At 71.2% G+C, this 802-nt stretch carries 1 protein-coding gene; it reads right to left on the bottom strand.

Annotated elements, in window-relative coordinates; genetic code table 11:
• Positions 1 to 802 (bottom strand): sigma-70 family RNA polymerase sigma factor (locus tag IE99_RS0128485; protein WP_030177493.1); only part of this gene is annotated, 802 nt, incomplete at its 5' end.

The following is an 802-nucleotide window of genomic DNA, read 5'->3' as shown; positions in this document are numbered from 1 at the left end:
TCAGGCGGCGAGGCCGTGGATGTCGGTGTGGGCGAGGCGGGTGTGGAGGGTGCCGGTGGTGGCGATGGTGTTGTAGTAGGTCTGGCGGCGGCGGGCGGCGCAGCCGTTGGGGCGGGTGGGGGTGGGGACCTGCTCGGGGGCGAGTTGGGTGTTGATGCCGTCTTTGAGGAGGGTGAGGGCTTCGGCGCGTAGTTGGGAGATGCGGGATTCGGTGACGCCGAGTTCGGTGGCGATGTCGGCCATGGGGCGGCTGTGCAGGTAGTAGCCGGTGATCACGGTGCGGAGTTTGGTGGGCAGGGCCTGGACGGCTTGGTGGAGGAAGCCGATGCGTTCGCGGTGCAGGAGGAGGTCTTCGGGGCCGGCGGTGGTTTCGGTGATCATGTCGTCGGCGGTGCCGGGGGTGAAGCCTTGCAGGGACAGCACCACGGCGCGCTGGACGTCGTCTTCGGTGGCGGTGATGTCGGCCTCGGTGAGTCCGGTGGCGGCGGCGATCTCGGCGGTGGTGGGGACGCGGCCGAGTTCGCCGGCGAGCTGGTGGCGGAGGTTGTCGATGTGGCGGGAGCGGGTGCGGACCGAGCGGGAGGCCCAGTCTTGGCCGCGTAGTTCGTCGATCAGGGCGCCGCGGATGCGCATGGCGGCGAATCGGCCGAAGGGGACGCCGCGGGTGGGGTCGTAGGAGTGTGCGGCGGTGGCGAGGGCGGCGAGGCCGGCGGAGGTGAGGTCGTCGCGGTTGACGTGGGCGGGGACCCGCATCAGGGTTTCGCGGACGATGTGGCCGACCAGGGGGAGGTGGGTGCGGACG

The organism is Spirillospora albida (genome assembly GCF_000718255.1).
Classification (GTDB): Bacteria; Actinomycetota; Actinomycetes; order Streptosporangiales; family Streptosporangiaceae; genus Spirillospora; species Spirillospora albida.
Note: the sequence above shows the minus strand (reverse complement) of the source record. Positions and strands in the feature narration are given on the sequence as shown.